This is a genomic window from Mucilaginibacter sp. KACC 22773 (assembly GCF_028736215.1).
GTDB lineage: Bacteria > Bacteroidota > Bacteroidia > Sphingobacteriales > Sphingobacteriaceae > Mucilaginibacter.
On record NZ_CP117883.1, the window covers coordinates 3,812,088 to 3,837,347 of the forward strand.

The window sequence follows — 25,260 nt, forward strand, 5'->3', positions numbered from 1 at the left end:
TTATATCGTAAAAAAAATGAGTATCAGAAGAGCCACTTTGGCCGATCAGTCTGCTATATCAAACTTACTGGATCAATTGGGTTATCCGGGGACGGAAGCCTTTTTAGCAGAAAACCTGGAACAGATGCTTAGTCAGCCACAATCGGAAGTTTTGGTTTATGAATTGGATGGGCAGGTTGCAGGCTTTATTGCTTTTGATTTTTTAACACAATTGGTAGTTAAAGGCAGTTTTGCAAGGATAAGTTGTTTTGCCGTGGACGAGAATGCCCGCAGCAAAGGAGTTGGAAAATCATTGGAGGAACATTTTAAAAATTTGGCTATCGAAAAAAAATGCGACCGGATAGAGGTGCATTGCCATTCGCGCCGGGTTGACGCGCACCGTTTTTATGAGCGCCAGGGTTACCATGAGTCGCCAAAGTATTTGATGAAATCGTTAATTGATTAAGCAATCCATGAACAATATACAAGTATTACTTTCCGCGGAAAGTCTGAATGCACAGTCCTGTATTGACTGGGTGATGTCGCCGAAATCTGGCGGGATAGACGTATTTATTGGTACCGTACGCAATGCCACTAAAGGCAAAGCAGTTTTAAAACTCGATTTTGAAGCATATGAGCCTATGGCAATAAGCGAGATGGAAAAGATAGCCAACCGGGCCTTTGAAAAATGGCCGGTACAGAAAGTATTGATCCACCACCGTACAGGCGAGTTACAAATTGGCGAAATACCAGTGATCATAGCTGTATCTGCCGCCCACCGGGAGGCTGCATTTGATGCCTGCCGCTATATTATAGATACCCTTAAACAAACAGTACCCATCTGGAAAAAGGAGGCTTTTGAAGATGGAGAGGTCTGGGTGGCAGCACATCCTTGATTGATTTCGGATTTGGGTTTTACGATTTCGGATTTTATAAGTAAACGGACAGTATTTTACCCACAGGAAACATATCATCAGCCTATTCTGTATATAAACTCAACCCTCCTTCCAGCGATAACACATCAGCCTCGGGAATTCTTTTCAGGATCAGCTTTACCGCTTCGGCGCTTCTTTTGCCGGTTGAGCAGTACAACACTTTAGTATTGGTACTGGTGAAGTATGGCATATCCTCTTCCAGCTCGTCTAAAGGAATATGCGTACCGCCAATATCATAGGCATCACGCTCCTGAATTGTACGTACGTCAATCAGTTCGATAGTATCATCTTCCTGCATGCGCCTTTTAAGTTCTTCTGCAGATATGGTTGAAAAAGTAATTGTAGCAGCCAAATGCCTGATATGTGTTTTGGTGATCAAGCCAATTTTAATGATGCGGCTCTGCATGCTTTGAGCATCAAAGATCAATACTTTACCGGCAAGCAGTTCGCCGGTTTTGGTGATGTATTTAATTACCTCGTTGGCCTGCATACTGCCAATAATACCTGCCAACGTAGGGATCACACCACCTTCTGTACAATTAGGGATCTGGGTGGCATCCACCTCGGGGAAAAGATCGCGGTAATTAGGCGACCTTTGCCCATCCTTATTAAGTACGTTCCATACAGCTACCTGGCCTTCAAACTGGTAAATGGCACCGTAAACCAAAGGTTTCCCACTTAAAACACAGGCATCATTTAATAAATAACGGGTTTCAAAGTTGTCGGTGCTATCAACTACAATATCGTAAGGGCCTACAATATCTAACACATTGGCCGAAGTGATCTTCTCCCTATGAGGCACCAGCTTTATACCCGGATTTTGTTTTTGTAAACGCCCGCAGGCAAGCGTGGTTTTTTCCTTTCCAATGTCCTCAGGCGTATACAAAACCTGGCGGTGCAGGTTACTTACAGATACCACATCAAAATCGGCGATGCCTATAGTACCAACTCCCGTTGATGTAAGGTACTGTGCTGCGGGACAACCCAGCCCTCCGGCTCCTACTATCAGTACTTTTGCCTGCTGCAATAGCTGCTGTATGGCTTCGCTGAAACCAGGCAGGGCAATTTGGCAGCTATATCTCAGATCATCGGTATCCATTAGCTTGTGGCTGTTTTTTGGTGTATAACCCGTTTTATTTTTTCCAGTTCATCCGGTGTATTCACATTGGTTAATGCCTCCGGTTCCGGCGGGTTTAATAGTGTAATATCGGTATTGATGAGCACCTTACGCGGGCAAGAATACCCCTGCGCCAAATAAGACAATAATACAGGATAACTTTTCGGCTCCCAAATGGCAATAAGCGGTTCAGGAAAATCTGTTACCGGACTATGGTAGGCTGTAGCGACAGAAGAACTGTTACGCCAGGCTACCAAATTACGCAAGGTACCCTCATCCATCAAAGGCAGATCGCAGGCGATAACCAGCCAGGCGCTATCCGGTTTTTCCCGAAATGCCGATAATATCGCCCCAAAAGGACCAAGCCCCGTAAAGGTGTCTTCCAGCGATGGGTACTGCTTATCTATTTCACCTTGCTGACCGGACCTGCAGGATATAAAAACTTCGTTGCAGAAAGGTTTTAGCATATCGGCCATGTGGTAGCGCTGGGCCTTGCCATGCCAGTTTACGTTCCCTTTATCAAAACCCATACGCAGGCTTTGTCCGCCGGCCAACACCAATCCGTTTAGTACAGGCCTTACCTGTTGCAAATTGGTTTCAAAAAAAGTGATGATCCTTTCCCTGTCTGCTAATCTATAAACGGTAATCTGTTGCCAGTTTGGGATAGCTTCCTTTATAAAATCAAAAGGTTCGTCGCTGTAATCGGCTAATAAAAACAGTTGTACGTTGGTTAACTGTTCAACCCGTTTTTGCAGTGATGCCTTTTTATTAATATCGATAATAACAACCTGCGCATTTGCCTGCTGGTGGTTACCGTTCACCAGTACCAGGTCGGCATTGGCAAATTGCTGTTTAAGCTGGTAAGGCATCAGCGGGTTTTGAAAATTAAATTGCTGGTAGTTTACCTGGTCGGTATAATCCACTATAGCACCACTCGCCAATCTACCTGGTACCTGTGTAATATCATGATTGTGTGCTGTATCGGCATATGCACATTTATAGCTTGAGGATAAAGCAGCTATTATATCGTCGGCCAGTAATTTTATTACTGTACATGGCCCGCCAACAATTGCCCATTCGTTTCTTCCAAAATTCCCGGTGGAAGGCCTTGCCAGTTTGGCGTGTTTTTTATGCTTCCCCTCGGGATTATGCTCTTTTAAAATCACGTTTACCTCCTGTTTTTGCTATCAGTTTGGTTTCTTTTATCACAATATCATGGCTCATGGCCTTGCACATATCATAAACGGTAAGCGCCGCTACAGACGCGCCAACAAGTGCTTCCATCTCGATACCCGTTTTGGCAGTAATGCTCGCCGTACATTCAATCACAATTTCCTGCTGCTCATTCACTTCAACAGTAACCTGGCAATTGTCCATACCCAAAGGGTGACAAAGCGGGATCAGTTCGCCGGTTTTTTTGGCGGCCATAATACCTGCAATTATCGCTGTTTGAAAAACAGGCCCTTTTTTGCTGATCAGATCACCATCTATCAAATGCTGCAACACCTCGTCGGGCAAAACAACAATGCTACGTGCCGTTGCGGTACGTTGTGTTACCTGCTTTGCAGATACATCAACCATTGATGGGTTGCCTTGTTTATCTATATGGGTTAACATTATAATTTTATCTGAACTCGAATTAAACGAATTTTTAGAATTTAAGAATTGCTTTTCAAACGGTAATTTATAATTGCGGAAATAATTCAGTAAATTCTATAAATTCCTGAAATTCCGGTTCAGACAAACTTCCATATCCTGAACACCTCCCCCTGCTTAAAATCATCCCTTTCCATGGGTAATTCTAAAAAAGCTTCGGTATCTGCTAAGTTAGCAAAATCGCCTGAACCATTTCCTTCTACAGGCGATGCTATTAATTGTCCTTGTAAGTTACTGTTCAGTTTCACCTGCAAATAGTATTGCAAAGGGGGCTGAAACTTAAAATCTTTAGCTAAAACAGCATAAACCGGCGATTGTTCTGCCAAACCCAGGGTTGTATTTAGCCAGGTTAAAAAATACCGGTGCAGGCACATAAATGTGGCTACCGGGTTGCCTGGGAAGGCAAAAACCAGGGCTTTATCCTGGTACCTGCCAAACCAAAACGGCTTACCCGGGCGCTGTGCTACTTTATGAAAAATTTTCTCGGCCTGCAAATCTTCCAATGCCTGGGGGATATAATCAAACTTGCCCATAGAAATACCTCCGCTTAGCAGCAGCACATCGTAATTTAGCAGGCATTGTTGAATTTGGGCCTTTGTAATTTCAGGATCATCCGGAATGTGCAGGATATCCGGCTGCAGGCCGTGTTGCTGCAAAACCGCTTTAACCGTGTAGCTATTTGATTTACGAATCTGGTATGGCGAAGGTGTTTCGTGCACATCTACCAGTTCATCGCCCGATGATATAATGACCACTTTGGGCATTTTTTTCACCAGCAAATGAGTTTTACCAACCGATGCAGCCAGGCTAATGATGGCCGGTGTAACCAATTGGCCCGAAGCTGCCAATACCTCGTGCTGTTTTTTGTCGGCGCCTTGTACATGAATATTTTGCCCTTGCTTAATCCCCTCCACTTTAATACTGGCTAACCCTGCCCTCATCTCCAGGTCCTCATAACGGATAACCGTATTGACCGACGATGGCAAAACCGCCCCGGTCATAATCTCGATACACTCGTTACTGTCGGTAATTTCAACAGGCACATCGCCCGCCGCCTGGGTGGCCTTTATATGGAACGTGCAGATGCCATTTTCAACAGCCTGGTATTTAATGGCTATGCCATCCATAGTTACCCGGTTAAAGGGCGGCAGGTCGCGGTCAGCCTTTATCGGTTCGGCCAAAACTTTACCCAGCGCCTGTTCAAAAGGTACGGTTTCATCACCATAATCTTTTACCTGGGCAAGTATTAGTTTTTCAGCTTGTTCAACAGTTGTCATAGTTTTAGCTAAAAGCTAAAGGCAGAAAGCCTAAAGCGTTTTCGTTGATCTTAGAAGTGTATAAATATAAGAACCCTCATTGCATCAGCTTTCTGCTTACAGCCTTAAGCTCATCACCCCCCGATAGAGGCCATTGATTCGTGAAGCCCGGGGTGTACCACGCGCGATTTTTCGGCCTCCCAGCCATCTGCAGCGCGGTTGCCAAAAGCATCCAGCAAAACCGACCGTAATTCATCATCGCTGGCACCGTTGCGTATCAAATCCTTAATATTAAGCCCGCCATCGTCATATAAACAGGTTTTCAATTCGCCCTGCGGGGTAATCCTGATCCGGTTACAGGTACCACAAAACGTGCGCGAATAGGCTGCAATGATACCAATTGTACCTTTATGCCCCGGTATCTGGTAATTATATGATGTGGAATAAGCCGCATCGGTTAGTTTCTGGATCTGTGGATATTTATTTTTAATCTCATCCAGGATGCGTACATAATCCCATTGCAAACCGGTATAAATATGTCCGTCGCCATTAAAAGGCATTTCCTCTATAAACCTTACACTTACGGGCAAATCTTTGGTCATTTCAACCAGTGGAATAATATCCTGGGTGTTTTTGCCGTCCATTACCACGGCATTTATTTTCACCTCGATATCATGCTGCAGCAAAGCCTCTAAAGCGGCCATAACATTAGCAAATTCATCGCGGCGGGTAATGGTAAAAAAACGATTAGCGTCCAGCGTATCTAAACTAAGGTTTACAGATCGTATACCTATCTTTTTAAGTTCGGGCACATAAGGCGCGGTTAAAACCCCATTTGTGGTAATACTCAAATCCTGTAATCCATCCAGTTGCGAAATAGAGGTAAGCAGGGTCATAATATCCTTGCGTACAAATGGCTCACCGCCTGTAATGCGGATTTTTTGGATGCCCATTTTTACCAGCAGGGAACAGGTGTGCAGCATTTCCTCGTAGCTCATCAGTTCCTTACGGGATAGCCAGTTGAGGCCATCCTCGGGCATACAATAAAAACAGCGCAAGTTGCACCTGTCGGTCACCGCAAGGCGAAGGTAATTGATGTTTCGGCCGTGATTATCTATTAACAATTTATAAAATTTACAGTGTATACAATTTAATCAACAAATCTGTGGTTTTTAAGTTTAATGATCGTTAATGTAAAAATAAAAATTACAAATTTGAACATTGTGGTTTAAATGTACTTTTTTATAGCCAATTATTGTTGCTAATCACATATACACCGATATTCACATTTACAATTCATTGAATTTGCCCAGGTGAAAGAACTTAAAGATATAATAACGGCATTTGATGCCGCACATAATGCCGGCAGGCAAACCGCGCTGGCTACGGTTGTACACGTAGAGGGTTCATCTTATCGACGCGCCGGCGCCCGCATGCTCATTACCGAAGATGGGCAACTTACAGGTGCCATTAGCGGCGGCTGCCTGGAGGGCGACGCCCTGCGCAAGGCCCGCCTGGTGATGGCCCAAAACAAACCCATGCTGGTTACTTATGATACTACCGACGATGATGATGCCAAGTTTGGCGTTGGCCTGGGCTGCAATGGCATTATCCACATTATGATTGAACCTATTTTTGCTGATAGGCAGGATAACCCGATACAGCTATTTAAACAATTTTTGAGCAAACGCGAACCTGTGGTGCTTATCACCCTGTTTACCATAAACGATAAGCAGGCACCGCAGCCCGGCACTTGTTTGTTACTAAATAAGGATGAAGAAATAACCGGACAATTCCCCGATGACGCTATTAAGGATGCCCTGTTGCAAGATGCCAAACACGTTTTGGCCAATGGCAATTCGGTAACCAAAACTTATTTATATGGCGATAAATTTACCTGCTTTATTGAGCTGATGCAACCCGCAGTATCGCTTGTAATATTTGGTGCCGGCAATGATACCATACCGCTGGTACAGATAGCCGCTGCGCTGGGTTGGATAATTCACCTGGTAGATGGACGCGCCAACTACGCTGTTCCGGAGCGGTTCCCGCTGGTGGGCAAAATCACCATATCCAAACCGGAATACGCTTTACAACATGTAAAAATAGATGAGCGTACTGTAATTATTTTGATGACACACAACTATAATTACGATGCCTGCGTATTAAAGCAGCTACTGCCACTCAGCCCCTCCTACATCGGGGTGCTGGGACCAAAAAAACGGTTACAAAGAATGCTGGATGAGTTTGCCGGTGAAGGTATAACGGCTACCCCGCAACAATTGGAAAGCGTATTTGGGCCGGCGGGTTTGGATATAGGATCTGAAAATGCCGATGAAATTGCCCTCTCTATCATTGCCGAAATGCAGGCGGTGCTAAAGGGTAGGTCAGGAACATCATTACGTTATAAAACAAGTATCCATAACCATGTACCGCAGCAAATTGTACATCAATCTATGCCTTAAAAAAACTGAAGAAAACGAATGACGGGGATAATTATACTTGCTGCCGGCTCTTCAAGCCGCTTCGGATCGCCAAAACAGAACCTGGTTTACCAGGGCAAAACATTATTGCAACGCGCCATACAAACCGCTTTAACTTCGGCCTGCTGCGATTGCGCTGTAGTAGTATTGGGAGCCAACGAAGGCGAAATACGCCCCAACATATCCGATCAGCAAGTTAATATTGTTTATAACCCCGACTGGCAGGAAGGCATGGCTTCATCAATCCGCCTGGGAATAGCCCAGCTAATGTACTTAGAGCCACTGATTACGTCGGCAATCCTGATGCTTTGCGATCAGCCCTTTGTTGACCCGCTGCTACTTTATCAATTAACCGAACGCAAAACCGAGAATGATACAGGGATAATAGCCTGCGAATATAAAAACACACTGGGTGTGCCCGCTTTGTTTGATAAAAAGTATTTCGTCAAATTAATGAAGCTAACAGGCAGTGAAGGGGCAAAAACCATCATCAATGCCTACCCGGACGATGTTATGTCGGTACCGTTTGGCCTGGGTGCCATTGATATTGATACAATCGATGATTTTGAACGATTGAACCGGGAATGAGATGGTGAGTGGTGAGCGGTTAATTGTGAGTTTTTTTTAACGTTCACTCACCACTCCCTACTCACTACTAAAAACTACGCAGTAGCTACCAACCTGCTCACGCTGCGGTAAACATATTCGTTGTAAATATGCCTGCGGGCAAATCTTCCCGGCGAATCAGCATTAATCAGTTTTACATAAACCGCTTTAGGTACATCAAAGTACTCATATTCGTTACCATCCAAAAAGGCAATTTTTAATACCTGCGATTTGTATTCAAAGTCGGCAATGTTTGATAGCGTGGTAGTGGCGGTATATTCGGTTAATGATTGCGCACGGGTTTCGGGCGCTATACTTACCAAAAAGTGGTAAGCTTCAATAATGGTCTTGCTTTTTTCTTCCGCTTCAACCCTGCTTTCGTCCTGGAACTTATCCGGGTGCCAGGTTTTCATCATATTGCGGTAGTTTGATTTTAATTCCTGTAGTTCTGCAGCTTCGGTAACATTTAAAAGCTTCCTGTAGTCGACAATTTTTTTCATTCTATTATTTTTATTTTATCGTCGTTGAAGCTAAAAGCATGATAATTAAACGCTTTGTTTTCAAGAAAATAATGGCGCGAAGGTACACTTTTTACAGCACAATTTATAGTCATGGCCGCGAAATGATTTAAGTTTGATTTGGGCTTAACAATTAAATCACATACGCCCTGCCCGCCAGGTTTGAAGAAAAGCTATGGAGCGCAGGTTTTCTGTTGGCAAAACTGGTCACCTGCGCGCCATAGCATCGATGTAAACTTTTGCACACAGGCCACAAAGGCATACAATTGCCAGACCATTGAGGGGAAAATTGTGCAGATAACTGGTCAATAATCGCCGAAACTTTACGCTGTAACATATTTTGACCTTATTCTGCAACTAACACCCCTATTCATCGATACATATTGCCATTTCGTCGGCACATTGCCCTACAAGGCACCAGTTTTGAACGTTGGTTTATACACTAAATAATACATTATGAAAAAGTTACTTTTATTTGCCGCTGCACTCAGCCTTTCGTTGTTCTCTTGTAAAAAGGACAGCAACAACAGTGCAGGCGGCACATCGCACGTAACTGTGAAGATGACCGATGCCCCTGGCGCTTTTGATGCCGTTATCCTGAATGTTAAAAGCGTAGTTGTAGTTACCGATAAAGGGGAAAATACACTTGATGTAAACGGCGGCCCGATAGACATCCTAAGGTTTAGGGCGGGTAAAGATACCGTGCTGGCTGCACAGGACATCCCGGCCGGCACTATCCAGCAAATAAGGCTGGTTTTAAACGACTCCGGCAACCGGGTAGTTGTAGCCGGCGTATCTCACGACCTGACCACGCCCAGCGGACAAACATCAGGCGTAAAGCTCAACGTACACGACAATTTAACTGCAGGCGTGGCCTACACCCTCCGTTTAGATTTTGACGCGGCACAGTCGATCGTATTAACCGGAAACGGCAAATACATACTGAAACCAGTGATAAGGGCAATACCACAGGCTGTTTCGGGTGCATTAAGCGGTGTAGTATCGCCTGCCGCGTCGTCTCCTAAAGTGTTTGCAATTACCGGCGCCGATACCGTTGGTACTGTGGCCGATGCTACGGGCAAATTCTACTTTTCGGGCCTGGCAGCAGGCACTTACAATGTACAGTTTGTACCGGTAAGCCCCTATGTTGCTAAAACCGTTACCGGGGTAACCGTGGTAAACGGTTCGGTGAAGGATATGGGTACAGTAACCATTACCCAGTAAGCGTAATTACTGTTCAACAAAAAAGCGGCTGTTCCTGTTGGGATAGCCGCTTTTTGCTGAATATGGTTTTAAGCATTAAGCTATTGCTTGTTAGTTTCCACTTTCTTGAAATAAATAACCTCTGGCAGTTTGCCAAACACAAATTCGGTAACACCACAAAGCCACATTTTTTGGTTAAGCTCTTCGCCGTTGTATCGGCCAAGCAGGTAAATACCGCCACCCACATGATCGCGATAATCTTCAATAAGTTGAAGCGGAGTTGCGTTTTCAAAAGGTTCTTCGGCCAGCTGCAGTTCTACTTCGCGGGCACCCTGGCCAACATAGTCAAGCATGATGTCGGCACCTTCAACCATTTCCAGGTCGGCATGCATACCTTACCTTGCCAGTCGGGCAGGTTAATATACCAGCGGTTGGTGGGTTCTTTAATGAATTTGTAGGACGTAAGCATGAGGTAAAGTTAGTAATTACAGCTTAAATCTCATCGACATCTTTCTACTCCCCAATCTCATCAGGAATATTACGAAATCAGAAGGTTGGGTGATTACCTTGTATTCGGCTTACAATTGCGCAACGGCTGGTACATCCAACACTCCACCAAAGTCTTGATACTTGATACTATACTTCAATACACCAGCACCACATACCCCGATCGTACTGCGCTGCCATCCTTCAAATCAATAATGTAATAATAGGTGCCCGCAGGAAGGCGCCTGTTTTTATAGGTTCCATCCCACGGATGGGCGTAGCCGGTGGATGTGAAAAGCTTTTGGCCGTAGCGGTTAAATATATTTACCGTACAGGTAGCAAACTGATCTAAGTGCTGAATATCCCATACGTCATTTACACCATCGTGGTTGGGGCTGATGGCGTTGGGGATCACCACATCAAGCGGCAGCACTTTTATAATCAGGCTGTCGGTAGCCGTACATGTATTTTGGTTTTGCACCAGCAAGGTGTATTTGGTTGTTTGATTTGGGGTTGCTATGGGGTTGAGTATGCCTGGGTTATCAAGCCCGGTGGCAGGGCTCCATTTCGTGGTCATTATATCGCCGGTTGCAGTGGCTTTTAACTGGATGGCATCGCCCTGGTGAATGGTTACGTTGGGGCCTGCATCAACTACAGGTTGCGGTAACAGCGTTGCTGTAAGTGCATTGCTTGTTGCTGTGGGTATAGTAAGGCACAGGTTGTGTGGGGTTACCTGGCAGGTTATTATATCGCCGGTTATAAGGCTGTTGGTAGTAAATATAAAGCTGTTGGTACCGGCGTCGGCGCCATTTACCTGCCATTTAAGCGTAGGCTCCCTGCCACCGTTAAGCACTCCTGCCTCAAAAGTGATAGAGTTGCCCTGGCAAACGTTGCCGGTTAACTGACTGATACTTATTGACGGCACTACCGGCGTAGTAAAGCTTACATTGATGCTGCCACCGCTACAACTGGCTACCCCATTTGTAGCCATTACGGTATAAGTTGTTGGCTGCATTGGGGCTACAGTGATGGATGGGGTGGTTTCGCCGGTTGACCATTTAAGGGCAACGGGTGTTTTCTCAACGGTGGCGCCAATGATGAACAGGCGCTGGCCGTTGCCGCCATGATCATTTACCACAATGCTGTCTATACGCGTTGGTGCAGGCATCTGGATGCGCACATTATCTAACCGGTTTTGCCGGTTGGGCGATGACCACACGTTTGTAGTGCTGGTGTTATTGATTTGGTTGGTAAACTGGGCAGCGTTAAAGTCGCGGATGTCCTGGTCGCCTATAAGGTCTTTTTTGTACACCTCGGCACCATTGGCCCAAAAGCTTACGCTTACATACGACGCCGGGCCGGGTACGCCAAAATAGGTATTGGCCAGCAGGTTGATGGCCACAGCACCATCCTCGTTAACGGGAATAAAAAGTTTACGCGGATCGGGTCCGGTAGCGTTGCTTGCATTCCAGCCGGTAAAGGTATCACTCCATGGGTAAAGGATATAAGGGATACCATTGAATGTGACATTCCCCGTAGGGCAGTTAACAAACTGGTGCCCAAAAGTATTGGTAGAGATGTTGAAATTGAACTGGTTTGAAAAATCGACCGGTTTGTATTTGGCATAGGCGGCGCCGGAAACATCGGCCTGGAGTACCATAGTGCTGCCAGGGCAAATAGCGGTATCATGCTGCACAATAACAGGCGGCGAAAGGATGGTCATGGTAAGGGCGTTGCTGTTGGCGGTATTAAATGTACCGTTAGGCCCAGGGATACTTACCCTGCATTGCACCACATCGGCATTAACAAGTGTACTACTGGTAAATTTATTTTGATTGAATCCAACGTTAATTCCGTTTACCTGCCATTGGTAAACCGGTAATACGCCCACACCTGAGGCCACTGCTGTAAATGTAATAGGCTGCCCAACACAGCCGCTGGTTGGTTGCGAACCGATGGTAACCAACTGTGCATTACCTTTTGTATTAAATACCAATTGAAAGGTGCACAACAAAACCAACCAAAGACACTGCTTTGTAGGTAACCGCTGCTTAAATAATTGGGTTGACAATAAAGAGTTCATTGTTGGCTGGTGGAAATATACAGTTTAGATGTGAGATTTGAGATATGTGATTTGATATGAAAGGCCAGTTGGTGCTTCCTGAAATTAAGAACAATAGGCAGGTCGTCTTTTGGGCCTCCCAGTCGGGCAAAAAAAAGATCCGGCCAAATGACCGGATCTTTTCAAAATATCTAAAAATCGCAAGCTTATTTTATCACCGAAAACTTATACAGCGATTGAGTTTTATAAGTCTCGCCCGGCTTAAGTTCGGTTGATGGAAATTGCGGCTGGTTTGGCGAATCGGGGTAGTGCTGGGTTTCCATTGCAAACGAGGTACGAAATTCGTCCTTAATACCGCGTTTCATGGCGTTTTTGGCCTGCATAAAGTTACCACTATAAAACTGCATACCGGGCTCTTCGGTATAAACTTCCATTTTAATACCACTTTTATCACCGGTTACGGTAGCAATCGGGATTGTGATATCGTGTTTGTTAAGCACAAAATTATGATCGTAACCTTTGCCGTTTTTCAGCTGCTGATTATCGTCATTAATGCGTTTACCAATAGTTTCTGGTTTGGTAAAATCAAACGGCGTACCTTTTACCAGCTCAATTTTACCTGTGGGGATTAAACCGGCATCAACCGGGGTATAATTATCCGCATCAATTTGTACCAAATGATTAAGGATAGTGCCACTCCCTTCGCCGTTCAGGTTAAAAAACGCGTGGTTGGTTAGGTTTACCACGGTTGTTTTATCGGTTTGGGCTTCGTAAACGCATTTAAATTCGTTGTTGTCGGTAAGGCTATAAACCACCTTTATGGTAAGATTGCCTGGGAAACCTTCTTCCATATCTTTTGACAGGTAGGTAAGCTCCAGGGTGGTCGAATCAATTTGTTTGGCATCCCAAACAACACTCTGATATCCGTTTTTACCGCCATGCAACGTATTTGGCGGATTATTGATAGATGACTGATAATCTTTACCATCAATTTTAAAATGACCTTTGGCAATCCGGTTACCAAAACGGCCTATGGTAGCGCCATAATAAGGTTCAGTTGATTTTTCAAAACCTTCTACACTTTCATAACCTAAAACTACATCAGTAAGTTTACCATTCTTATCGGGTACCAGCAGGCTTACTATACGCCCACCATAATTGGTAAAGGTAGCGGTAACGCCATTTTTGTTTTTAAGGGTGTAAAGATGAGTTTGTTTACCATTGATGGTTGATTCAAATGCAGCAGCGAATGATTTGGTGCTATCCGTTTTGGTGCTATCTGTCATACTGGTTTTCTGTTGGGTTGATGGTTGATTACAAGCTGCCAAAGATAGGCAGGCCGGTACCATAATTAATGATAGATTTTTAAATAAGTGATTCATAAATAGGTGTTGTATTGGTTGGTTTAAAAGTAATGTTTTTTACGCTCCTTTCGCTTTGTAATGAATTTCGCTTAGTGCACGCAGCTTTTCGGCAGCGTATTCTGCAGTAATATCGCGTTGCGGGTTGGCCAGCATCTCGTACCCAACCATAAACTTTTTTACCGTTGCCGACCGTAGTAACGGCGGATAAAAATGCATGTGCCAGTGCCAGTAAGGATGTTCGCCCATGTTAACCGGCGATTGGTGCATACCTGCCGAGTAAGGGAACGAGGTTTCGAACATGTTATCGTACCTCACGGTGAGTCTTTTAATGGCATCAGCAAGGGCGTCCTTTTCTTCATCTGTAAAATAAAGGATGCTGGTAACGTGCCTTTTGCTGATGATCATGGTTTCGTAGGGCCAAACTGCCCAAAACGGTACCAGTACTACAAAATGATCATTCTGAAAAATAACGCGTTCCTGGCGTTTAAGTTCAAGCGCCAGGTAATCGCCAAGCAGACTGCTGCCTTTTTGCTCAAAATGAGATTTTTGCTGCTGGGTTTCTTTAGCTACCTCAACCGGGATGCTGTTTTGCGCCCAGATTTGCCCGTGAGGATGGGGGTTGCTACAACCCATAATGTCGCCTTTGTTCTCAAATATTTGGATATGTTTTATCCAGGGGTATGATGCCAGGTTTTCAAATTCAGATTGCCAAACATCAACCACTTTACGAATCTCCGTAGTTTCCATTTGCGGCAACGTAAGGTCATGCCGGGGCGAAAAGCTGATAACACGGCAAATACCTTTTTGGCTGTTGGCTACCAATAGTTCATCATCGTTAAGGCCGCCATCGGGCGTATTTAGCAGTAACGATGAGTAGTCATTAGTAAAAACAAAGCTGCCTTTATAATCAGGATTTTCGCTGCCATCTGCACGCTTGTTGGTTGGGCAAAGATAACATTGCGGGTCATAAGCGGGGCGGTCGTTAGCCTGTGTGGCTTCTACCTTACCTTGCCACGGGCGTTTGGTACGGTGCGGTGATACCAGGATCCAATCGCCGGTTAAAATATTTAAACGACTGTGCGGATGCTCTTTAAGATCGAAATTATTAGTTTCCATTGTGTTATTTGTACAGGTTTTATTGGCTTATGGCAATTGGTAATTGCGTTTGATTTTTCAAAAGTAGAAAAATAAATGTAAATGCTACATTTAAAATAAAAAAGATTAAACGATCTATTACCAGCTAACAGAAGCATAGGCTTAAACCCGTCGATAAAACGTGTTACACAAAAAAAGCGATGACCTGTAAGGTGCATCGCTTCCAAACTAATATTAAAAAATTATTTAGCTGCTAAAGCTTTTTTCTTAACTGTTGTAGCTGCCTTCGCCGTTTTAGTCGCGGCTGTTTTTTTAACCGCGGCAACGGCACTTTTGGTTTTGGCCGAGATCTTTTTTGCTTTTGTTTCGGCCATGGCTTTTACATCGGCAGCTTCTTTTCTTGCCACGATGGTTTCATTTTTTGCTTTGGTAGTAATCTTTTTTGCTTTTTCACTCGCCTCGGCTTTTACTTTGGCGACCGCAGTTTTTGCCTTATCGGCGACTTCAGTTGCTTTTTTTGTTACATCAGCTTTTGCAACAGTCACAGCCTTTTTGGCGGTTGTTGCTTTTTTTGTGGTTACCTTTTCTTTAATATCTTCCAGTTTATCCGCTGCGGCTTCTCTTACGTCTTCGGCTGTATCTTTGGTACCTTCCCACAAATGTTCAATTGTTTCTTTAACCTTCTCAAAAAATCCCTTTTCTTCAGGTTCGGTTTTGTTAATGCTCATGTTGTTTTTACAGTTAGATTGTTGCTTAACATAAAACAAATACTATTCCATGGTTATGCTATCTAAGCAAATGGCCTTAATTTAAGTTTATTGTACTTTTTTAAGGCCATATTACAAGGTCATTTGACTCCGTGTTTAACACCGTGCACTCGTTGTTGTTATTTAAAAAATTGACGGCAGGCGTGTTATCATTATTATAAACCGTATTTTTGCCGGCTATATATAAAATATGAAGTTTCCGAAATTTGCCGACCTGATACTATTTGAGAACGATGATGTTATTGTAGTTAATAAACCCCCTTTTTTGAGTTCGCTCGACGAGCGTGAAGGTGGCGAGGTGAATTTATTGCGACTGGCTAAAGGATATTGGGAAGATGCACAAATTTGTCATCGCCTGGATAAAGAAACTTCGGGGGCGCTTATTATTGCCAAAAACCCGGAAGCTTACCGAATGGTATCGATGCAATTTGAAAAACGGCAGGTAAAAAAGGTGTACCATGCGATTATTGACGGCACCCATACCTTTGATAACTTACTGATTGACCTGCCGATATTAAACGTGGGCAAGGGCAACGTAACGATTAGCAGGCAGGAAGGCAAACGTGCCGAAACCTGGTTTCAATCACTAAAATACTTTAAGCATTATACATTGGTGGAGTGTCGTCCGGTAACAGGCCGTATGCACCAGATAAGGATTCACCTGGCTACCCAAAGGGCTTCAATAGCCGGCGATGAAATGTACAAGGGTGAACCTGTATTTCTATCTAAAATAAAACGGAAATATCATTTAGGGAAAGACCAGGAAGAATTACCTATCATGAAACGCTTTGCGCTGCATGCATACGAAGTTACATTCAAAATACCCCCCGGGACAGAAATCACCATACATGCCCCCTATCCCAAGGATTTTGAAACGCTGCTGAAACTGTTAGAAAAATTTGATAGTTAACTTTCCAGGTGCCTATGATCGCTCCCGGATAAACAGCCAGCTTTCTCTTCGATAAAGGACACATATGTATTAAGTTAATAAATCCGATATTAAGGCGCGTCCGTTACTTTCATGGCAAAACTTTCCGGACTGATCCAGCTAACACGATGGCACAGGCTGCAAATAAAAAAAGACAACCTTTTTTATGGTTGTCTTTTTTACACGGGAGCCAAAACTACTATTTGTATATAGTGTCTTTCAACAGCGTAGTTCTTATATATATAGTGTCTTTTTTACCAGTAGCTACTCCATTAGTAATAGTTTTCTTAGGCGCTATAGTTTCCTTTTTACAAGAAAAGTAACATGTGGCAACAATAATTGCCACAATTAAAAGTGCGGTTTTTTTCATAATAAACTGGGGTTAGTTTTTTTCAAAATTAACATAAATATGCGTTAATATCAAATAAATAGAAAAATAATTTCTGTAATACGAATGTGGCATCTAATTCATTCCCCTCCTTTTTTTAACACAAAAAAAACAATAAGTCATTCCCGGTAATTCTAATGTATACGGATAATTTAATTTATATGTTTGGTTTTGTCTTTAGCAAGTGTATTTTTATCCTAAATTGCCGGCACGTTGAAAATACTGCGCTATATCCCTATACTATTATTATTTATTTGTCTCTCTAAAGTGACATGTGCCCAATCTCATGCTAAAAAAGACAGCCTGATAGATTATATTTTGATAAAAGACCAAACAGAAAGGGAAACAAAAGTTACCCGGTATGTAAAGTCGTTTTTTCAAAATGCTCCTTTAAACCAGCTCATCGATAAAAAGAAAGATGTTACAAATACGTTTGCCACGTTTAACTTTGATAATAAATCGTCGATGCTGTATTTCATGGAAAGCATCTATCAGAGAAGACTCAACAATTTAAAGGAATCTCAAAAATCATTGATAAAAGCTATTGATGAAGCGCACAAAAGCAGCGATCATTTTTTACTTCAACAATATTTTATCCACCTCGCATTTTTGCAAACAGATGAAGGTAATTTTATTGAAGCTTTAAACAGTTACGATTTGGCTAAACAGGAAATCAAAAAACTAAATAATCCCAGTTTAGAGCTTATACTTAACGTTAATATATCAGATGTAGATTATAAAAGCGGCTTATACAGCCAATCGTTATCCTATCTTAACCAGGCTCAAAAGATATTGGAAGAAAATAAAATTAACCGTCCGGCTATTTCAACCATCATCACTTATAACAAAGCTGAAAACTATTTTAGGACTAACAATTACGATTCGCTAAAAACCTATCACGAAAAACTATTTGATCCAACATACAAGAGTTATAAATTATACACCTATCAAAAACGTACCGGTTATTACCTAAGCCTGCTGAAGCATGATTATAAAGGTGCGATAAAACTAATCAACTCGCTATTAAAAGATAGCTTGTATGTTAAAAGCGACCTGGAGGAACAGCTTTTGGCCGATGCTTATTTAAGCAACGGCCAAATTGATTCTGCAAAATACATGGTAGATAAACAACTGGCCCAACCATCTCAAATAAACCATCCCGAAATAAAATATCATTTATATGAAGTGCTTGGGGAAATAGCTGAACGTAAAAATGACAGCAAGTTGGCAGCAAGCAGTTTTAAACTGGCATTGAGCCAATTAAAGCAAAACCTCAATAATCTTTCGCAGGCAGGCAATAAGTCGTCGCAATTAAAAGTAAATGAAGTACAAAGCTTGTATTATGTAAACCTACTAAGGTATGAACGCGAACGTTTATGGATGATATTTGCCATTGCCATTGCTGTTTTAGCGGTTGTTGTTGTGGCTATTTTTTACCGCAGCAGCAGGCAAAAACGCCATTACGAGCAGTTATTATTCGCAGCTAAAAAACAAGAGCTGGCCACAATCAACTCTCATGAAGTACGTAAGCACCTATCAAACATATTGGGCCTGCTTGACCTGGTTAAGGACATTGAAACCAAAGAAGAGCTACTTAAAATACGCAAACATTTATTATACTCGGCCGAGGAACTGGACAAAAATGTTAAAAACGTTTCTGAAAAGTTAAGCGAAAAAGATTGATCTCGTAAACGGCCAACATAGGGCGAAATTTTTAGTTATTCCCGTTTACAATTCCCCGCTATTTTGCATTCTTTTTAAAATTCAGCACTCCCATAGGCGTAAAAATGCTAAATCACTAAAAATACCTCCAATTAGATTAATTATTATGCATTTACAGCTAAAACGTGGTATTTGTTGAAAAAAATTATAAAAAAATCACAAATTCATGGTGATTTTTGTAAAAATAATTTAAATTCGCCTTGTTAATTGGCGAGATTAATACAAAAACTATCAATAGAACCCCAACTTTACAAATTAATTAAAAAATGGCAACTAAACTCGAGTACATTTGGCTTGATGGGTACAAACCAACACAAAGCCTGCGTAGCAAAACAAAAATCGTTAAGGATTTCAGCGGTAAAGTAGAAGATCTGGATAACTGGAGCTTTGACGGCTCATCAACTGAACAAGCACCAGGTGGTTCATCAGATTGTATCTTAAAACCAGTTTTTGTATGCCCGGATCCACAAAGAAAAAGCGCTTACCTTGTTATGTGCGAAGTTTTAGATTCAACAGGAAAACCTCACGAGTCAAACGGTCGTGCCCTTATACAGGATGATGATAATGATTTCTGGTTTGGTTTTGAGCAGGAATACTTTTTATGGGATCCTAAAACCAACAAACCGCTTGGTTTCCCGGCTGGTGGTTACCCAGGCCCGCAAGGACCATACTATTGCTCGGTAGGCGCAAACAATGCTTACGGCCGCGAAATTGTTGAAGAGCACTTAGACGTGTGTTTGGAAGCCGGCTTAAATGTTGAAGGTATCAACGCCGAAGTAGCAGCAGGTCAGTGGGAATTCCAGATCTTCGCTAAAGGCGCTAAAGAAGCTGGTGACCAAATCTGGGTTGCACGTTATTTATTAGAAAGAATTGGTGAAAGCTATGGCGTATCTATCAACTGGCATTGCAAACCGCTTGGTCAGTTAGACTGGAACGGTTCTGGCATGCACGCTAACTTCTCAAACACTACCTTACGTACTGCAAACAGCAAAGCTACTTTCGAAGCTATCTGCGAGTCATTCCGCCCGGCTGTTTCTGAGTGTATCGCTGTATATGGTGCCGATAATGATCAGCGCTTAACCGGTAAACACGAAACTGCTTCTATTACCGACTTTAGCTATGGCGTATCAGATCGTGGTGCTTCTATCCGTATCCCACTTTATGCAGTTGAACACAACTGGAGTGGTTACCTGGAAGATCGTCGTCCTAACTCGGCTGCCGATCCATACAAAGTGGCTGCGGTGATTATTAAAACTGTAAAAACAGCTAAAGTTTAATCCCCCTTATATCATTAATTTCCCCTGGTTTTAAAAAGATCAGGGGATTTTTTTTGCCCCTATTGTTTTTGTTTGAGATACTGCAGATAATCGCCTTTGGTTATTTGAAACTTCCCTTCGAGCGGCCATTTATAAATATATACCCAACAGGCAACAATTCCATTTTCTGTCTCAATATTAGTCAGGCTCCTGGTATACTCATGAGGCTCAGGCTCACTTGGGCCTATTCCTTCATATTCATCAATAACAGATAAAATTTCAACAGCGTCATCCATCAAATAAATGCTGCCGTATACAAACAAATTACTATTTACATCATTAATTGCTGCCGGATATTCGCCTATATCATAAAGTCGCCCTCTGAATTTACCTTCGCCAACCAACCTACAATGTTGCTGTAAATAAGCGGCATAAGGGTTACCCTGGGTCAATAAAGTTCCATAAACAAATAAATACCGGTTAATTGCCGTCATTATAAAATTGCATAAAACAAAGGTAACAGCAAAATCGTATCAATACTTGTAAACACCAATAGCATTTTTTTATGTTTACATCGTAATGGCTATGTTATCCAACTAAAACCAGCCTTATAACTAATACCATGAATACCAAACAGATTAAAACCTATATAGAAGAAAATAACATCCAGAAAATAAAATTCGCCTTTGCTGATATTGATGGCGTTTTACGCGGTAAAGTTATACATCCCAAAAAATTCATTGAGGGCCTGCAAAGCGGTTATGGTTTTTGCGATGTAGTTTTTGGATGGGACAGCAATGATGCCTGCTATGATAATGTGCAACTTACAGGCTGGCATACTGGATACCCCGATAAGTTATGCCGCATTGATCTGAACACTTTAAGAAACGTTCCGTGGCAGGATAATATCCCCTTCTTTCTGGCCGACTACAGCAACCCTAATGGTAACGCCCTGCCGGCCTGCCCGCGTAGCCTGTTAAAAAAGATAGTTAACGAATGCGAAGGCCTTGGCTATCATGCCGAGTTTGCGCAGGAGTTTGAGTGGTTCAACTTCAGGGAGACACCGCAATCCATCAATGACAAAGGCTTTACCAATATTAATACCCTTACACCGGGAATGTTTGGTTATTCCATACTCCGTACATCACAAAACAGCGATTTTTATTACGACCTGTTTAACCTGCTTACACAATTTAATATACCCATAGAAGGCCTACATACCGAAACCGGCCCCGGCGTTTACGAGGCTGCCATTGCCCATGACGAGGTTTTGGCCGCGGCCGATAAGGCTGTGCTATTTAAAACAGCAGTTAAAGAGATTGCCAGTAAACATGGCATCATGGCTTCATTTATGGCCAAATGGAACGAAAACCTGCCAGGCTGCAGTGGTCACATACACCAAAGCCTATGGAGTAAGGATAAGGCCCACAACTTGTTTTATGACAATAACGATATACATAAAATGAGCGATATACATAAGCATTACCTTGCGGGGCAACTGCATTGCATGCAACACTTATTGCCCATGTACGCCCCTACAATTAACAGTTACAAACGGCTTGTTGAGGGCGCCTGGGCGCCAACCACCATTACATGGGGGGTAGATAACCGCACCACAGCCCTGCGTGTTATTAATACCACGTCAGGTTATACCCGCCTGGAAACCCGCATACCGGGCTCAGATACAAATCCTTATTTGGCCATAGCGGCAGCATTGGCTTCTGGTTTGTACGGTATAAAAAACAAGTTGCCACTAAACATCGAACCTACCACAGGCAATGGCTATGAAGATAAACGCAACGGCGTATTAGCCAAAAACCTGTTTGATGCCGCCACAAATATGCAAAATTCGTCATTAGCCAAAGAGTTGTTTGGCGAGGGCTTTGTTGAGCATTTTACCCAAACACGACTATGGGAGAATCGCCAATACGCAAAACATGTTACTGATTGGGAATTGAAGAGGTATTTTGAAGTGATATAGAGGTTTCTGAACTCGGATTAGGCGGATTTATAGAATTAACAGAATGTCAGGTTGCTTTTCAGAATTCTGTTAATTCTTGAATTCCACAAATTCCGGTTCAGACAAAGAACCTATTTATTCCATCACCGACAAAACATTATGCAAATCACATTCCTTATTCCATTTTATTATCTAATCTTTGTAGCCTAAATTATGTAAATGGACTTTTCTTTAATTGTTAAAAAAGCATGGGAAGGGTATGACGCGTCCAAAACTATCAAGCTTATTGAGGACATCAGCGCCATGGTATCTACCAACCATGTATACCGTATTACCTTTGATGACGACGATATCATTATTGCCAAGCTATCCTATTTCGGTAAGTTTGAGCATTTTAAAGAGGATCACCGCATCATCCAAACCTTAGCCAATAACCTGCTTTACCCTTTTGAAAATTTGCTTGCCCGGTCGTTACTTAAAAATAACAGGGTGTATATTTATCATTATAAACATGGCAAAACTGATGCATGGGTAGTATTTTATAACCCAACGCGCATACTAAACCGCCTGCCCCGCCGCCTGGATGAAAATCATATTAAAAAGCTTGGGCAACAGGTAGGTAAGTTTCATAAAGCCTGTTCAAGGGTTAAAAACGTGCTCCCAAAATCCTCAAAAACTTTACGTACCGATATTTCGTCGTTGATGCACCAGTTGGAAACCAACGAGAAACAATTTGGCACTGCCATGCAGGCCGATTTTTTGAAGTATCATTGCGAAACTTTCATGAAAAACCGGTCGAAATACAACATGAGCTCTTTCGAGATTATCCCGGTTTTTATCGACTGGAACATCGGCAACTTTTCGGTAACCCCAAGCCTTGAATTGTATTCCCGCTGGGACTATGATTGGTTCAGGATGAGCTATCGAGTGCTTGATTTTTACTTTTTCAGCCGGGTGGTATCAGACATTGGCGACCGTACGGTATTTAGTTATGTGATTAACACTATGATGGAAGATAGATTTATCTTATTCCTGAAAGAATATCATAAAGTAAACCCGCTTACCGCCGACGAAATAAGATTTATGAAAGAAGCGTACCGCTTTTTTATCCTCAATTATGTAATTAAGGACGGCAAGCACTTTTTTAGCGAACAATACGCTCAAAAATTGCAAACCGAGGCATTTAATGTTTATTTACCATCGGTAGACAGGGATTTTGATGCGGAAAAAATCATCGAAGCGCTTAAATTAAAATAGGCTTTAAGTTAATATTTAAGCATATTGCAGCTTAATTAAAGCAAACGCAGGCATGAACAGGATAGACAACTTTAAATCTATAATAGACAGGTACAAAGTTGTTTTTTTTGACGCTTTTGGGGTACTAAAAAACTATAAAGGGCTGCTGCCAGGCATCGAAAACACGTTTGCCTACCTGGATCAGCAAAAGAAGGATTACTATATTGTTACCAACGATGCATCGCGCAGCCCGGCACAACTGGCAGAATCATATAATAACAAAGGCCTGCTTGCCATAACTCCGGATAAGATCATCTCATCTGGCATGCTTACTAAAGAGTATCTTGACCTGAAAGTGAATGACGGTATTGTGGCTTACCTGGGCACGCCAGATTCTGCACATTATATAGATAGCTCGGGGCTGCACACCCTGCCCGTAAGCCAGATTGATGCTTCGAATATTGATAAGGTAAATGCGCTGGTGTTTTTAGATGATGAGGGTTTTGATTGGTTTGAAGATTTAAATAAAACGGTAAACATATTACGCAAACGCACCATCCCGGCCATAGTTGCCAATACAGACCATGCGTATCCGCTCAGCAAACACGATGTATCGATAGCCATCGGCGGAATTGCCCACATGATTGAAAAAATTGTAGGCAAGGAGTTTATCCGCTTTGGTAAACCCGACTCGCAGATGTTTATGTTTGCCTATGATTTGCTGCGCGATCAGGGACCAATCAGCAAAAAAGACATTGTGATGGTTGGTGATACGCTGCAAACCGATATTTTGGGCGGCAATAAGTTTGGCCTTGATACTGTACTGGTGCTATCCGGCAACACTCAGGCAGTTGATGCCGAAAACCGTATAAATGCCACCGGTATTGTTCCTACCTTCGTTTGTGATTCGGCTGTTATTGAGCATGGAGAATTAGCATTTTAAGCTTTACTATCCTTCGCCAAGCACGTGAAGCAAAAAAATGCGAGGCCTTTCAATCAGCAGGCCGCCCCTTTGGAGATACCCGGATGCGGCCCTTCGCATCTGTAATTAATAAAATGAGCTACCGCTATCAATAACCCCCCGGCCGGCACAATAATACCCTCCATTCGTCCACTCAAAAAAACATGTCCAAGCATAATAATTGCAAAGCCGGTTACTAATAAAATTACCGGCAATGGCCGCCTGTGGATGCGCAGGTAAGATAAGCCTATCGAGTATAAACCTATCATCAGCGCAAAAATGATCATCCCCCACTCCACCAGCGGCAACGCCAAAAAACTCAGGCCAATAAGTGGCAGGCCGGTAAAAACAAGCGGCACAACCGCACAATGAATAGCGCATAACGTAGATGCTGTTATACCAATCCTATCTATCCTTGCCGTAGTCTTATGGTAATTCATGCCACAAATATAATATTAACGCAACAAAATTGCATTTAAATTTGTTTTATATTTGCCAATAACTTTAACATTGGTGTAACATATTATTAATAATCGCGTCAATAATTACCTTTGCAAATCATTTTCCTGATATAATTTTGACCCAGATTACGTTACATAGAATAAAAATTAACTGGCAAACCGCGTTTAATACGAGCTTAAAACGGGTAAGGCTTATTATTGGCACCATGCTTATTGTGGCGATAATTAATACGATGCCTTCTTTTTTTAAAGCTATTGAACAACGCCATGGCGTAGTGCTGCATGATTTGGTACTGGCAAATTTGCCGGCGCTCGACGTATCGATACCAATTTTTGCGCTAATATGGGGAATGGGTATCCTCATGACAATCAGGACACTTTACAAACCGGATATAGGCATAAGCTACCTTTGGACTATAATTTTCGTATGTATAGCCCGCTTTATAACATTAACCCTCGTCAACCTGGATCCGCCGGTGGGGCTTGTCCCCTTGATTGACCCGCTTACCGGATACTTTTACGGGCATGCCGCAATAACCAAAGACCTTTTCTTCTCGGGCCACACATCAACCCTCTTTTTAATTTATTTAAACCTCGAACGTAAAAACGATAAACGCATTGCACTTGCCGCCACTATCATTTTAATGTTCCTGCTGCTCATCCAGCATATTCACTATACCATGGATGTGCTGGCGGCCCCGGTTATTGTTTACTGCTGCCATCGTTTTACCAAAGCGCTGGGTTTTAAATAAGCGGACAATCATTTCAACTTCATTTTTTCAGAAAACACTAATGCAACTTTAATGCTTTACGTTTACCTT

Annotated in this window: 26 protein-coding genes; 12 read left to right on the plus strand and 14 right to left on the minus strand. The window is 42.7% G+C overall.

Features of this window, described 5'->3' with window-relative positions; translation table 11 throughout:
- Positions 1-16: 16 nt before the first annotated feature.
- The gene (locus tag PQ469_RS15725) at positions 17-445 is read left to right on the plus strand and encodes a GNAT family N-acetyltransferase (RefSeq protein WP_274208529.1); all 429 of its coding nucleotides are present in this window, start codon (positions 17-19) and stop codon (positions 443-445) included.
- A 7-nt stretch (positions 446-452) separates the two neighbouring features.
- The gene (locus PQ469_RS15730; RefSeq protein ID WP_274208530.1) at positions 453-875 is read left to right on the plus strand and encodes a molybdenum cofactor biosynthesis protein MoaE; all 423 of its coding nucleotides are present in this window, start codon (positions 453-455) and stop codon (positions 873-875) included.
- A gap of 82 nt (positions 876-957) precedes the next feature.
- Here the strand turns inward: PQ469_RS15730 and PQ469_RS15735 are convergent, their stop codons facing one another.
- The 5 genes from PQ469_RS15735 to moaA form a co-directional block, all read right to left on the minus strand.
- Positions 958-2,013, minus strand: coding sequence for a HesA/MoeB/ThiF family protein (locus tag PQ469_RS15735; protein ID WP_274208531.1), 1,056 nt, complete (start codon positions 2,011-2,013; stop codon positions 958-960).
- Positions 2,013-3,197: an NTP transferase domain-containing protein gene (locus PQ469_RS15740; protein ID WP_274208532.1), complete on the minus strand. Its 1,185-nt coding sequence runs from the start codon at positions 3,195-3,197 to the stop codon at positions 2,013-2,015. Before PQ469_RS15740 ends, PQ469_RS15735 begins: the two co-directional genes overlap by 1 nt.
- Positions 3,178-3,648 carry a cyclic pyranopterin monophosphate synthase MoaC gene (moaC, locus tag PQ469_RS15745; protein ID WP_443192796.1) on the minus strand — a complete coding sequence of 157 codons (471 nt, stop codon included), beginning with the start codon at positions 3,646-3,648 and terminating at the stop codon, positions 3,178-3,180. Before moaC ends, PQ469_RS15740 begins: the two co-directional genes overlap by 20 nt.
- Before the next feature lie 119 nt (positions 3,649-3,767).
- A complete protein-coding gene (locus PQ469_RS15750) occupies positions 3,768-4,964 on the minus strand; it encodes a molybdopterin molybdotransferase MoeA (RefSeq protein ID WP_274208533.1) in 1,197 nt (398 codons plus the stop codon).
- A 113-nt stretch (positions 4,965-5,077) separates the two neighbouring features.
- Positions 5,078-6,067 (minus strand): GTP 3',8-cyclase MoaA, encoded by a 990-nt coding sequence (moaA, locus tag PQ469_RS15755; RefSeq protein ID WP_274208534.1) that lies wholly within the window; start codon positions 6,065-6,067, stop codon positions 5,078-5,080.
- 189 nt (positions 6,068-6,256) lie between these two features.
- On the opposite strand from moaA, the gene PQ469_RS15760 reads away from it, so the two are divergent.
- A complete protein-coding gene (locus PQ469_RS15760; protein WP_274208535.1) occupies positions 6,257-7,408 on the plus strand; it encodes an XdhC family protein in 1,152 nt (383 codons plus the stop codon).
- A gap of 18 nt (positions 7,409-7,426) precedes the next feature.
- Entirely contained in the window at positions 7,427-8,014 is a 588-nt protein-coding gene (locus tag PQ469_RS15765; protein ID WP_090649764.1) for a nucleotidyltransferase family protein, read from the plus strand.
- A 74-nt stretch (positions 8,015-8,088) separates the two neighbouring features.
- Here PQ469_RS15765 and PQ469_RS15770 read toward each other — a convergent pair whose 3' ends face one another.
- A complete protein-coding gene (locus tag PQ469_RS15770) occupies positions 8,089-8,532 on the minus strand; it encodes a KTSC domain-containing protein (protein ID WP_090649762.1) in 444 nt (147 codons plus the stop codon).
- A gap of 474 nt (positions 8,533-9,006) precedes the next feature.
- Between PQ469_RS15770 and PQ469_RS15775 the strand changes: the two genes are divergently transcribed.
- Positions 9,007-9,774, plus strand: a complete 768-nt coding sequence (locus tag PQ469_RS15775; protein ID WP_274208536.1) for a DUF4382 domain-containing protein — start codon at positions 9,007-9,009, stop codon at positions 9,772-9,774.
- Positions 9,775-9,854: 80 nt separating this feature from the next.
- Here PQ469_RS15775 and PQ469_RS15780 read toward each other — a convergent pair whose 3' ends face one another.
- From PQ469_RS15780 to PQ469_RS15800, 5 genes are all read right to left on the minus strand, one after another.
- Positions 9,855-10,145 carry a DUF6717 family protein gene (locus PQ469_RS15780; protein WP_274208537.1) on the minus strand — a complete coding sequence of 97 codons (291 nt, stop codon included), beginning with the start codon at positions 10,143-10,145 and terminating at the stop codon, positions 9,855-9,857.
- A gap of 251 nt (positions 10,146-10,396) precedes the next feature.
- Positions 10,397-12,235 carry a T9SS type B sorting domain-containing protein gene (locus PQ469_RS15785; RefSeq protein WP_274208538.1) on the minus strand — a complete coding sequence of 613 codons (1,839 nt, stop codon included), beginning with the start codon at positions 12,233-12,235 and terminating at the stop codon, positions 10,397-10,399.
- Between the two features lie 272 nt (positions 12,236-12,507).
- Entirely contained in the window at positions 12,508-13,683 is a 1,176-nt protein-coding gene (locus PQ469_RS15790; protein ID WP_090649752.1) for an aldose epimerase family protein, read from the minus strand.
- 39 nt (positions 13,684-13,722) lie between these two features.
- Complete coding sequence (locus tag PQ469_RS15795; RefSeq protein WP_274208539.1) at positions 13,723-14,781, minus strand: UDP-glucose--hexose-1-phosphate uridylyltransferase; 1,059 nt, start codon at positions 14,779-14,781, stop codon at positions 13,723-13,725.
- A 221-nt stretch (positions 14,782-15,002) separates the two neighbouring features.
- The gene (locus tag PQ469_RS15800) at positions 15,003-15,488 is read right to left on the minus strand and encodes a hypothetical protein (protein ID WP_274208540.1); all 486 of its coding nucleotides are present in this window, start codon (positions 15,486-15,488) and stop codon (positions 15,003-15,005) included.
- A gap of 229 nt (positions 15,489-15,717) precedes the next feature.
- Here PQ469_RS15800 and PQ469_RS15805 point away from each other — a divergent pair, with 229 nt between their 5' ends.
- Positions 15,718-16,437, plus strand: a complete 720-nt coding sequence (locus PQ469_RS15805) for an RluA family pseudouridine synthase (RefSeq protein ID WP_274208541.1) — start codon at positions 15,718-15,720, stop codon at positions 16,435-16,437.
- A gap of 217 nt (positions 16,438-16,654) precedes the next feature.
- Here the strand turns inward: PQ469_RS15805 and PQ469_RS15810 are convergent, their stop codons facing one another.
- Entirely contained in the window at positions 16,655-16,825 is a 171-nt protein-coding gene (locus PQ469_RS15810; protein WP_274208542.1) for a hypothetical protein, read from the minus strand.
- Between the two features lie 336 nt (positions 16,826-17,161).
- Here PQ469_RS15810 and PQ469_RS15815 point away from each other — a divergent pair, with 336 nt between their 5' ends.
- Positions 17,162-18,526, plus strand: coding sequence for a hypothetical protein (locus PQ469_RS15815; RefSeq protein WP_274208543.1), 1,365 nt, complete (start codon positions 17,162-17,164; stop codon positions 18,524-18,526).
- A gap of 305 nt (positions 18,527-18,831) precedes the next feature.
- Entirely contained in the window at positions 18,832-19,842 is a 1,011-nt protein-coding gene (locus tag PQ469_RS15820) for a glutamine synthetase beta-grasp domain-containing protein (RefSeq protein ID WP_090649735.1), read from the plus strand.
- A gap of 59 nt (positions 19,843-19,901) precedes the next feature.
- Here PQ469_RS15820 and PQ469_RS15825 read toward each other — a convergent pair whose 3' ends face one another.
- The gene (locus tag PQ469_RS15825) at positions 19,902-20,315 is read right to left on the minus strand and encodes a gamma-glutamylcyclotransferase family protein (RefSeq protein ID WP_274208544.1); all 414 of its coding nucleotides are present in this window, start codon (positions 20,313-20,315) and stop codon (positions 19,902-19,904) included.
- Positions 20,316-20,443: 128 nt separating this feature from the next.
- Between PQ469_RS15825 and PQ469_RS15830 the strand changes: the two genes are divergently transcribed.
- The 3 genes from PQ469_RS15830 (at position 20,444) to PQ469_RS15840 (ending at position 23,960) form a co-directional block, all read left to right on the plus strand.
- Complete coding sequence (locus PQ469_RS15830) at positions 20,444-21,802, plus strand: glutamine synthetase family protein (protein ID WP_274208545.1); 1,359 nt, start codon at positions 20,444-20,446, stop codon at positions 21,800-21,802.
- A 198-nt stretch (positions 21,803-22,000) separates the two neighbouring features.
- On the plus strand, positions 22,001-23,038 hold the full coding sequence (locus PQ469_RS15835) for a hypothetical protein (RefSeq protein ID WP_274208546.1): 1,038 nt from the start codon (positions 22,001-22,003) through the stop codon (positions 23,036-23,038).
- A 52-nt stretch (positions 23,039-23,090) separates the two neighbouring features.
- On the plus strand, positions 23,091-23,960 hold the full coding sequence (locus PQ469_RS15840; protein ID WP_274208547.1) for an HAD-IIA family hydrolase: 870 nt from the start codon (positions 23,091-23,093) through the stop codon (positions 23,958-23,960).
- Between the two features lie 53 nt (positions 23,961-24,013).
- Here the strand turns inward: PQ469_RS15840 and PQ469_RS15845 are convergent, their stop codons facing one another.
- Entirely contained in the window at positions 24,014-24,418 is a 405-nt protein-coding gene (locus PQ469_RS15845; RefSeq protein WP_274208548.1) for a MerC domain-containing protein, read from the minus strand.
- A gap of 137 nt (positions 24,419-24,555) precedes the next feature.
- Between PQ469_RS15845 and PQ469_RS15850 the strand changes: the two genes are divergently transcribed.
- Positions 24,556-25,191: a sphingomyelin synthase family protein gene (locus PQ469_RS15850; RefSeq protein WP_255369854.1), complete on the plus strand. Its 636-nt coding sequence runs from the start codon at positions 24,556-24,558 to the stop codon at positions 25,189-25,191.
- The last annotated feature ends 69 nt before the right edge of the window (positions 25,192-25,260 follow it).

What these genes read in the sequence shown, in the direction of transcription:
- PQ469_RS15725 (WP_274208529.1), top strand. Translation starts at nt 17, where the DNA reads ATGAGTATCAGAAGAGCCACTTTGGCCGATCAGTCTGCTATATCAAAC.
- PQ469_RS15730 (WP_274208530.1), top strand. Translation starts at nt 453, where the DNA reads ATGAACAATATACAAGTATTACTTTCCGCGGAAAGTCTGAATGCACAG.
- PQ469_RS15735 (WP_274208531.1), bottom strand. Translation starts at nt 2,013, where the DNA reads ATGGATACCGATGATCTGAGATATAGCTGCCAAATTGCCCTGCCTGGT.
- moaC (WP_443192796.1), bottom strand. Translation starts at nt 3,648, where the DNA reads ATGTTAACCCATATAGATAAACAAGGCAACCCATCAATGGTTGATGTA.
- PQ469_RS15750 (WP_274208533.1), bottom strand. Translation starts at nt 4,964, where the DNA reads ATGACAACTGTTGAACAAGCTGAAAAACTAATACTTGCCCAGGTAAAA.
- PQ469_RS15765 (WP_090649764.1), top strand. Translation starts at nt 7,427, where the DNA reads ATGACGGGGATAATTATACTTGCTGCCGGCTCTTCAAGCCGCTTCGGA.
- PQ469_RS15770 (WP_090649762.1), bottom strand. Translation starts at nt 8,532, where the DNA reads ATGAAAAAAATTGTCGACTACAGGAAGCTTTTAAATGTTACCGAAGCT.
- PQ469_RS15775 (WP_274208536.1), top strand. Translation starts at nt 9,007, where the DNA reads ATGAAAAAGTTACTTTTATTTGCCGCTGCACTCAGCCTTTCGTTGTTC.
- PQ469_RS15780 (WP_274208537.1), bottom strand. Translation starts at nt 10,145, where the DNA reads ATGCATGCCGACCTGGAAATGGTTGAAGGTGCCGACATCATGCTTGAC.
- PQ469_RS15790 (WP_090649752.1), bottom strand. Translation starts at nt 13,683, where the DNA reads ATGAATCACTTATTTAAAAATCTATCATTAATTATGGTACCGGCCTGC.
- PQ469_RS15795 (WP_274208539.1), bottom strand. Translation starts at nt 14,781, where the DNA reads ATGGAAACTAATAATTTCGATCTTAAAGAGCATCCGCACAGTCGTTTA.
- PQ469_RS15800 (WP_274208540.1), bottom strand. Translation starts at nt 15,488, where the DNA reads ATGAGCATTAACAAAACCGAACCTGAAGAAAAGGGATTTTTTGAGAAG.
- PQ469_RS15805 (WP_274208541.1), top strand. Translation starts at nt 15,718, where the DNA reads ATGAAGTTTCCGAAATTTGCCGACCTGATACTATTTGAGAACGATGAT.
- PQ469_RS15810 (WP_274208542.1), bottom strand. Translation starts at nt 16,825, where the DNA reads ATGAAAAAAACCGCACTTTTAATTGTGGCAATTATTGTTGCCACATGT.
- PQ469_RS15820 (WP_090649735.1), top strand. Translation starts at nt 18,832, where the DNA reads ATGGCAACTAAACTCGAGTACATTTGGCTTGATGGGTACAAACCAACA.
- PQ469_RS15825 (WP_274208544.1), bottom strand. Translation starts at nt 20,315, where the DNA reads ATGACGGCAATTAACCGGTATTTATTTGTTTATGGAACTTTATTGACC.
- PQ469_RS15830 (WP_274208545.1), top strand. Translation starts at nt 20,444, where the DNA reads ATGAATACCAAACAGATTAAAACCTATATAGAAGAAAATAACATCCAG.
- PQ469_RS15835 (WP_274208546.1), top strand. Translation starts at nt 22,001, where the DNA reads ATGGACTTTTCTTTAATTGTTAAAAAAGCATGGGAAGGGTATGACGCG.
- PQ469_RS15840 (WP_274208547.1), top strand. Translation starts at nt 23,091, where the DNA reads ATGAACAGGATAGACAACTTTAAATCTATAATAGACAGGTACAAAGTT.
- PQ469_RS15845 (WP_274208548.1), bottom strand. Translation starts at nt 24,418, where the DNA reads ATGAATTACCATAAGACTACGGCAAGGATAGATAGGATTGGTATAACA.